At 65.1% G+C, this 7927-nt stretch carries 9 protein-coding genes and 2 pseudogenes; 9 read left to right on the top strand and 2 right to left on the bottom strand.

The window, feature by feature from the left end:
- The first annotated feature begins 135 nt into the window (after positions 1–135).
- Both E3O23_RS03800 and E3O23_RS03795 read left to right on the top strand, forming a co-directional pair.
- Positions 136–1165, top strand: a pseudogene (locus E3O23_RS03800) (aldo/keto reductase).
- A gap of 46 nt (positions 1166–1211) precedes the next feature.
- The gene (locus tag E3O23_RS03795; protein WP_134488323.1) at positions 1212–2225 is read left to right on the top strand and encodes an adenosine deaminase; all 1014 of its coding nucleotides are present in this window, start codon (positions 1212–1214) and stop codon (positions 2223–2225) included.
- Between the two features lie 394 nt (positions 2226–2619).
- Here E3O23_RS03795 and E3O23_RS03790 read toward each other — a convergent pair whose 3' ends face one another.
- The gene (locus tag E3O23_RS03790; protein WP_134488321.1) at positions 2620–3174 is read right to left on the bottom strand and encodes a hypothetical protein; all 555 of its coding nucleotides are present in this window, start codon (positions 3172–3174) and stop codon (positions 2620–2622) included.
- 339 nt (positions 3175–3513) lie between these two features.
- Between E3O23_RS03790 and E3O23_RS03785 the strand changes: the two genes are divergently transcribed.
- From E3O23_RS03785 to E3O23_RS18760, 6 genes are read left to right on the top strand one after another with little or no spacing between them, the layout of a single operon-like run.
- Positions 3514–3933, top strand: a complete 420-nt coding sequence (locus tag E3O23_RS03785) for an Asp23/Gls24 family envelope stress response protein (RefSeq protein ID WP_134488319.1) — start codon at positions 3514–3516, stop codon at positions 3931–3933.
- Positions 3930–4121, top strand: coding sequence for a hypothetical protein (locus tag E3O23_RS03780; protein WP_134488317.1), 192 nt, complete (start codon positions 3930–3932; stop codon positions 4119–4121). The genes E3O23_RS03785 and E3O23_RS03780 overlap by 4 nt, the downstream gene beginning before the upstream one ends.
- Entirely contained in the window at positions 4118–4495 is a 378-nt protein-coding gene (locus E3O23_RS03775) for a hypothetical protein (RefSeq protein ID WP_092324448.1), read from the top strand. The genes E3O23_RS03780 and E3O23_RS03775 overlap by 4 nt, the downstream gene beginning before the upstream one ends.
- Positions 4492–5073 (top strand): DUF6286 domain-containing protein, encoded by a 582-nt coding sequence (locus E3O23_RS03770; protein WP_134475991.1) that lies wholly within the window; start codon positions 4492–4494, stop codon positions 5071–5073. Before E3O23_RS03775 ends, E3O23_RS03770 begins: the two co-directional genes overlap by 4 nt.
- Positions 5070–5675, top strand: coding sequence for a hypothetical protein (locus E3O23_RS03765; RefSeq protein WP_134488315.1), 606 nt, complete (start codon positions 5070–5072; stop codon positions 5673–5675). The genes E3O23_RS03770 and E3O23_RS03765 overlap by 4 nt, the downstream gene beginning before the upstream one ends.
- On the top strand, positions 5676–6047 hold the full coding sequence (locus E3O23_RS18760; RefSeq protein WP_338145295.1) for an FAD-dependent oxidoreductase: 372 nt from the start codon (positions 5676–5678) through the stop codon (positions 6045–6047).
- On the opposite strand, the pseudogene E3O23_RS03755 reads toward E3O23_RS18760, so the two are convergent.
- A pseudogene (locus E3O23_RS03755) lies at positions 5993–6445 on the bottom strand (hypothetical protein); the annotation flags it as partial. The gene E3O23_RS18760 and the pseudogene E3O23_RS03755 sit on opposite strands and share 55 nt — an antisense overlap.
- Positions 6446–6727: 282 nt before the next feature.
- Here E3O23_RS03755 and E3O23_RS03750 point away from each other — a divergent pair.
- Entirely contained in the window at positions 6728–7801 is a 1074-nt protein-coding gene (locus E3O23_RS03750) for a glycerophosphodiester phosphodiesterase family protein (protein ID WP_134488333.1), read from the top strand.
- Positions 7802–7927: the final 126 nt, after the last annotated feature.

Below are 7927 nucleotides of genomic sequence, written 5' to 3'. Positions count from 1 at the left end.
TCGCCACCCGCTACGACAAACTTGCCCTGACCTACCGCGGAGGAGTCGTCCTCCGCGCCATCACCATCTGGTTACACGAATTAGGAGACACGCCCTAGGGGAGCACGCCCATTCACCGACGGACAGGACGCATACATGCGCTATCGCACTCTCGGAAACAGCGGGGCGGTCGTCTCGACCTACGCCCTCGGTACGATGACCTTCGGCGCGGAGGCCGACTCCAACACCTCCCACGCGCTGCTCGACACCTTTGTGGCCGCCGGCGGCACTCTCGTCGACACCGCGGATGTCTACAGCGCCGGCGTCTCAGAACAGATCATCGGCACCTGGCTCGCGGCGCACCCGGTGGAACGCGAGCAGATCGTGCTCACCACCAAGGGCCGTTTTCCCATGGGTAGTGGCCCAACGACCTCGGCACCAGCCGCCGCCACCTGATTCGCGCCCTCGATGACTCCCTGCGCCGCCTCGGCACCGAACACATCGACCTCTACCAACTGCACGCCTGGGACCCGGTCACCCCGCTCGAGGAAACCCTGCGCTTCCTCGACGACGCCATCCGCGGGGGCAAGATCGGCTACTGGGGGCGTCTCCAACTTCACCGGATGGCAGCTCACCAAGGCCGCGCACCGGGCACAGGCGCGCGGCTTCACCCCGCCGGTCACCCTCCAGCCGCAATACAGCCTGCTGGTCCGCGAAATCGAGAGCGAAATCGTGCCAGCCGCCCTCGACGCCGGCCTCGGGCTGCTGCCCTGGTCGCCCCTCGGCGGCGGCTGGCTCACCGGCAAATACCAGCGCGACGTGGACCCGACCGGCGCCACCCGCCTCGGCGAGGACCCGCAGCGCGGCATGGAAGCGTGGCTGCCGCGCAATGAACTCGACCGCACCTGGAGGATCGTCGACACCGTCGCCGCGGTGGCCGCAGAGATCGGTGCGACGAGCGGGCAGGTCTCCCTGGCGTGGCTCGAAGCGCAACCGGGCGTCACCGGTGATCCTGGGGGCGCGCACGGTGGCTCAACTGAGCGAGAACCTGGACGCGGCATCCGTGGCGCTGAGCCCGACGCAGCTCGAGCGGTTGAGCAAGGTCAGCGCCCCCGTCGTCTCGGACTACCCCTACGGGACCGCGGCGCTCGAACAGCGCGGCCGCCGGCTGCCCGGCGGCCGCTGACCCCGGCCGTTGCCACAACGGATGCCGCCACCGGAAGGCCCCTCACATGCTGACTCCCGCCCAGATTCACGACCTGCCCAAGGTCGAACTGCACCTGCATATAGAAGGGACGCTGGAGCCGGAGCTGATTATGCAGCTCGCAGAGCGCAACGGCATCCGCTTGCCCTGGGCCGACATTGAGGAGCTGCGCCGGCAGTACGAATTCACCGACCTCCAGTCGTTCTTGAACCTGTACTACGCCAACATGGCGGTGCTGCAGACCGAGGCCGACTTCGCCGATCTGACCCGCGCCTATCTGCGGCGCGCGCAGGCGGCCGGCGTGCGGCACGCCGAGATCTTTATGGACCCGCAGGCGCACACCGTGCGCGGGGTGGACCTCGCAACCTGCGTGAACGGGGTGGCGTCGGCGCTTGCCGAGAGCGAAGCCGAATTCGGAGTGTCTTCGGCCCTGATCGTGACCTTTTTGCGCGACCGTGAGGCCGCCGAGGCCCTCACGATGATGCACGACCTCATCGAGATGCGGGCGCCGATCGTGGGCATCGGGCTGGACTCGGCCGAGGTCGGGCATCCGCCGATCGACTTTGTCGAGGTCTTCGCGCTTGCCCGCGAGCACGGTCTGCAGTGTTTGGCGCACGCCGGTGAGGAGGGCCCGCCGGCGTATGTGTGGCAGGCGCTCGAGCTGTTGCAGGTGTCGCGTATTGACCACGGCATCCGCAGCCTCGAAGATGACGTGCTCGTGGAACACCTGGTCAAGCACCAGATCCCGCTCACCGTGTGCCCATTCTCGAACGTGCGGCTGCGCGTGGTCGACACGCTCGCCGACCACCCGCTGCCGGCGATGCTGGCCCGCGGACTGGCCGTCACCGTTAACTCCGATGACCCGGCGTACTTCGGCGGTTACCTCGACGACAACTTCACGGCCCTCACCGACACCCTCAGTTTCGGTGCCGAGGAGGTCGCAACCCTCGCCCGCAACGCGGTGCGGGCATCCTTCCTGACAGCGGATGCCCAGGCCCCCCTGTTGATGGAGATCAACGAGTGGCTCTCCGCCCAGCTCTGAACCCGCCGCTGTGTGGCCGCAGGGGCCTGGCCCACGAGGCCGAGGCGCGCGAGCGGATCCAGCCGGTCGATGAGGCTTTTGTGTGCAGTTCGTGATCTGTAGCTGTTGCCGAGTGTGATGGTGACGGTCAGGGTCGTGGTTTCGGTCGGGTTGTGTGCGCGGTCGCTGGGGTGTTTTCTCGGGCTTTCCGGTTGCGGAGGACGCGCAACACGATCGGCAGGATTGCGGGGAGGTAGCGAAGGAAGCGGAACACGGTGTCCTTCCGGTTTGGGGGTGGACGCCGGCCCCGCCGGTGGGCGGGGCCGGCGAAGAGAGCTGGTGATTCGGCGTCGGTAGGCTCGCCCGAGGGGAGGCGGGCGTGACGCTGCTGCCGGAGAGGGGTTCAGCCGACCCCTTATTTCCGGAAGTTCTTGATGGTGGTCTGCAAGAGTCCTGCGATCGGTCTCTGCTGCTCTCCCTGCTGTGCGGCAAGCACGATGATGACGAGTGTGAGTGCGGGGGTGGCCCATTGCAGGATGCGCTGCTGACGCTGCGCCGACGCGAGGCGGTCGGAGCTACCGTGCGCGGGTTCGGTGACGCCCTCGGTCGGTTCGCCTTGGTGGTCGTTGATGGTCCGGCCGAGAATTCCGGAGTATGCGGTGGTCGCACCGGCGAGGACGGTCACGATGATCTTCCAGGTCGTGTTGGTTCGGCTTTCCTGCTGCGCGGAGAGGCGGGTCTTGTTGGCTCTGATGAGCCCGATGCCGCCGATACCGTGGGCGAGGAGCGCAGCTATCTGTACCGGCGCCCATTTGGCCCAGCCGAGCGACGAAAGCCGGAGCCGCTCGCGGGGTGACGATGCCTCGGCTGTCGCACCGTTCAGGCCGACGGCACCCATCAGGGAACCGCCAAACCATGCGGCTAGTCCGAGATCGTGCAAGCTTCTGACGAATGTGTTGCGACCACTCATGGGGGCCTCCTTCGTTGTGAAATGAAAACGACACTTCGCTCACAGTCATACGTAGATCGATTTTTCAGGGTGGACAGTACCACGGTCACGGCTGGCAAGACAGGATCCGGGTGATGAATCATCGCTCGCGAAACGGTGTGCCTCGTGATCGTGTACGTGGAGTTGTGGGGTGTCACGCGAGTCGGCGTTGGTTGTGCGCACGGTTCGCGCGGAGGCCGGAGTTGTGGGAGATGTAGGGCAACAGAATCCGGGGGCTTGACATGTCTGGTTGGTCGCGCGCTACTGGTGAAAACACATGCTCGGGCGCAGTTCGCGTTCGATAAGACTAAGGAGCTTGACATGTCTGACACAACAACATCAAGCGCGTCCCACACTCAGGACAGCGGCACCGGTAAGACGACGATTGAAAATAGCGTGGTCGCGAAGGTCGCCGGGATCGCCGCGAAAGACGTCGCAGGCGTTTATGCGCTCGGTGGCGGGGCGCAGCGGGTGGTCGGTGCCATCCGCGGGCTGGCCGGTGCGGAATCGCAGTCGCAGGGCATCAGCGTTGAAGTTGGCGAGACGCAGGTCGCAGTGGATGTGACCATGGTTGCCGAGTACCCGCTGCCATTGCAGGATCTGGCCGAGCGTGTCCGACAGTCGGTGATCCGCGCGATTGAGACAATCGTGGGCATGGAGGTCACCGAGGTGAACGTGACCATCAACGACGTGCACATGCCCGCCGATGATGACGACGACACCGAGAAGCGTGTCCAGTGAACGCCACCAAGGCCGGGATCCTGATCGGGGCCATACTCGTGATCGTGTGGATCACGTTGGGCTTTGGCGCGTTCGTGCTCGTCCTGGTGGGGATGATCGTGGGCGGGATCGTCGGCCGAATCGTTGACGGCAAGCTCGACCTCCCGGGTGTTGTGGATGCCGTCCGAGGTAGGCGCTCCTCGTCATGAGCGATGCAGAGTTCTCGTCCCGTGCCGTCCAGCGGGGGCGCACGAGGATCACCGCGCGTGCTCTGGAGAAGATTGTGTCTGCGGTCGCTGCGGATGCGTTCGGTGTTGAGCAGAAGCGGGTTTCGCTGCAGATTGAGGATGCGCGCGGCGAGCTGAGTCTGTGGGTCAAGACACCGTTGCCGGTCCCGTCATTGGAGGAGATCCGCGAAGATCCAGCCCGAGTCGCAGACGGTGGCGGCCCGGTCTTGGAGCGGGCGAATCGGGCGCAGGAGAACATCCGAGAGCACGTTCAAAGGATCACCGGATCCGCGGTGGCACGGGTGATGGTGGAGATCACCGGTGCGGACGTCACCCCGCAGAGGAGAGTGAAATGACATCCGAGCAAGCTACCTACGCCCGGGTGATTCGTCGTGAAACGCATTCGCCCCGGTCGGGATTGGCCATCGTCCTCGCGGTCATCCTCATCCTGGTCTGCGCGTGGCTGGGCACCGAAATCGTGCTCGCCCTGCTGGGGCGGCCTGCCCTGCTGGTTGCCCCTGTGGACATGGGCCGCGGGGTCGTCGCGATCGGTCGGTATCCGACCGTGCCCGTCATCATCGCCGGTGTGATCGTGGCAATCATCGGGTTGATTTTGGTGGTCGTGTCTGTCTCGGCCGGTCGGCGTGCCCGCCATGTGCTTCCGTCGCAGCGCAGCGCGATCGTCGTCGATGACGAGGTCATCGCTTCAGCGCTGGCACGGCAGGCTTCCTATGCCGGCAATATTGATCCGGATGATGTCGAGGTCCGTGTTTCCCGACGGTCGGCGTCGGTGCGCATCCGGCCCACCTCGGGGCAGTCCGTGGACAAAGATGCAATCGAACACGCGGTCACTGAGATGCTGGAGCGCTATCAGGCCGCCCCGGCGTTGCACGCACGGGTGTCGGTGCAGAAGGAAGCGAAGGTTGGCGCGTGAACGACACCAACCGTGCCACGAACCGGATCCTCATCCTCGTCATCGGCATGATCACCCTGGCCGTCGGTGCCGGGAGCATTCTCCTCGGGATCGCCGGCCCGGTGCGATCCGGGTGGCGACGCGCTGCCCCGGATGTGTCTCAGCAGATCGCGGACACGTTCGCGGCCGCGACGATTCCCGGAACCTCGAGCAGTTGGCTCTCGGTGGCGGGCGTGGCTGTGCTGATCGTGTTGGTCGTGCTGCTGATCGTATTCATCCTGCGACAAGGCAACGGGCGCACCAGGCACCTGCTCCGCAGCGAACCCGGCGAGCACGGCGGGGTCGCCATCGACGCCGCGTTCGCCGAGCAGTCGCTGCAGAACTTTCTCGACGCCCAGCCCGAGCTGGTCGCCTCCCATGTCTCGACCTACCAGGTTCGGAACACACCCGTACTCAAAGTCGTCGTCACATGCCGGCGGGGAGTTTCTCCCAAAGACGTCGGGGACGTTATCGATTCCTCCCTCGCATCACTGGATCACCTCCTGGGCCAGCACCTGTCCACGTTCGTGCAGATCAGCGGCGGGTTCCGCGCTCGCATGACCAAATCCACCCGGCTGCAATAGATCGAGGCCCGGCCGGGACCGAGTGCGGGGGAGGGGAGAACGCCGCGTGTCGTCGGGGCCTCTCATCAGGGCTTTATCGCATCCGGGGCGGGTTGCTACTCTGACCCAATGAAGAACTTTGACACCGTTGTCATCGGTGCGGGCGTCTCTGGGTTAACCGCCGCGCGGCTGTTGGCGCAGGCCGGGCAGCGAGTCGTTGCGCTCGAGGCGCGCGATCGCATCGGCGGCCGAACCTGGACCGAGCGCTCTGACAGCTTCATCAGCGACCGTGGCGCCTCGTGGATTCACGGCATCGACGACAACCCGCTGGCCGGGCCATTCAGTTTGGCGGCGATCACCGCGAAGGCGTCGTCCCAGCTGATCGGAGCGTAGTGGTTGGTGCCGGCGGCACGGTAGACGGGCTCGACGAGGCGACCCTGCATGCCCAGCCAGTACTCCGACCGTGTCAGCAGATCGTCGAACGAGTGCTCGGCCCAAAAGCTCGACGGAACCGTGACCGGCGTGGCATCCCAGGTGACGGCCTTGGCGCCGTTCTCGCAGAATTCAGCGACCTTGCGGTGGTCGGGATCCGGCCAGGCGCAGCTCATGCAGTCGAAGCCGTGCTTCTGGTTGATCGCGGTCATCGTCTTCAGGGTGCGGATGACCCCCATCTCGGCCAGCGCCGGCCCCATCGAGTGGGTGACGCCCGGGACGCCGGCCGCCCACGTTTTCGGCGAGCCCACCTCGATATCGTCCGGGTTGAGGTCGTCTGTCGGGCGGTGATCGCTCATGATGCCCTGCTCTCTCTCACTTCCAGTATTGCTGAGGCGACCGCTCGCCGCCGGGAAAGAAAACCATGGAACTGTCGCGAAGTCCTCGGCGGCGGAGCAAGCCGACTGGGCGTGCAAAACGTCGCAGGATCTGGTGCGCAATCGGGTGCTGAATACCCTCGTCGCGCAGGGTGTTCGTTCCGTAAGTGTTCACCAGAAGGGCGCTCTTCGGCCACCAGAGATGTCCGCCGGAAACATACGGTTTCTGACGTTGCAGCGAATTCGAATCGAGCGGAGAACCCGATGTCCTTACATCACGTCCTGGCCACCTTGGCCCTTGTGCCTGCATTGATGGCACCTTTCGCGGTGCAGGCGGCCGCAGCCGACGATTCTGGCGTGCTGCCCCAACAGACCCACTTCGATCTGCAAGCCCACCGGGGTGGCATCGGCATGACGACTGAAGAATCGCTGGAGGGGTTCGGCAAGGCCATGCGCCTGGGTGTCAGCACACTGGAGCTGGACACCCAAATTACCAAGGACGAACGAGTAGTCGTCAACCACGACCGGCAGATCAGCGCGTCAAAGTGTCGCGACACGGCACCGGTTTCGCCAGTCGACCCGATGTACCCGTACGTGGGCAAGTACATCAAAGATCTGACACTGGCCGAGATCAAGACGATGGACTGCGGCTACCAGCAGCTGCCCGGCTTCCCCGGCCAGGAGCAGATCACGGGCTTCCGGATGGTCGAGCTCAAGGATGTCTTGAACCTGGTTAAGAGCTACCAGGCCAAGCAGATCAAGCTCAACATCGAGACCAAGGTCGAGGCCGGCGCCCCCGAGCAGACTGCACCAGTGGGCCTCTTCGTCCGTCGGGTCTTCGAGGAGATCCGCGCCTCCGGGATCGAGGACCAGGTCACGATCCAGTCCTTTGCCTGGGGGGCGCTGAACGAGATGCACAGCCTCGCGCCGAAATGGCCACTGGTGGCGTTGACCAACCGCGACTTCCTGCAGGTCGGTCAGCCCGGTGCCTCACCGTGGCTCGGCGGCGTCGACGCAGACAGCTACGGCGGCGATCTTGTCAAGACGGCCGCCGCGGCGATTCCGGGCGGCCTGACCGCCGTATCACCCAACTACGGGTTCCCCCAGAATGGCAAGGTCGGCGACCCCGGGTTCCAGTTCTACCCCGATCAGCTGATGGTGTCTGAGGCGCACGCCCGCGGTCTCAAGGTCATCCCGTGGACCTGCGATGACCCAGCCACAGTGAAGGAGCTCATGGACCTTGGCGTCGACGGCATCATCACGGACTACCCGAACCAGGTTCGGCAGATCATGGCCGACCGCGGAATGAGAATGCCGAAGACCTACGAGCCGCGCTGAGCCTCGATGCACTGGCCCGACGCGAAACCGGCCAAAGTGATCGAGGGGCGCTGGGGACCAGGGGCGATTGGTCGAGACGGTGAAGTTCACCGGAACAGCCGCTTCAGCCCCACCCAGCGGCTTTCT

The sequence above is a fragment of the Cryobacterium tagatosivorans genome (assembly GCF_004402215.1).
GTDB classification, from domain to species: domain Bacteria; phylum Actinomycetota; class Actinomycetes; order Actinomycetales; family Microbacteriaceae; genus Cryobacterium; species Cryobacterium tagatosivorans.
Note: the sequence above shows the minus strand (reverse complement) of the source record. Positions and strands in the feature narration are given on the sequence as shown.

Coding starts and splice junctions, on each gene's coding strand:
- E3O23_RS03795 (WP_134488323.1), top strand. CDS start 1,212: ATGCTGACTCCCGCCCAGATTCACGACCTGCCCAAGGTCGAACTGCAC.
- E3O23_RS03790 (WP_134488321.1), bottom strand. CDS start 3,174: ATGAGTGGTCGCAACACATTCGTCAGAAGCTTGCACGATCTCGGACTA.
- E3O23_RS03785 (WP_134488319.1), top strand. CDS start 3,514: ATGTCTGACACAACAACATCAAGCGCGTCCCACACTCAGGACAGCGGC.
- E3O23_RS03775 (WP_092324448.1), top strand. CDS start 4,118: ATGAGCGATGCAGAGTTCTCGTCCCGTGCCGTCCAGCGGGGGCGCACG.
- E3O23_RS03770 (WP_134475991.1), top strand. CDS start 4,492: ATGACATCCGAGCAAGCTACCTACGCCCGGGTGATTCGTCGTGAAACG.
- E3O23_RS03750 (WP_134488333.1), top strand. CDS start 6,728: ATGTCCTTACATCACGTCCTGGCCACCTTGGCCCTTGTGCCTGCATTG.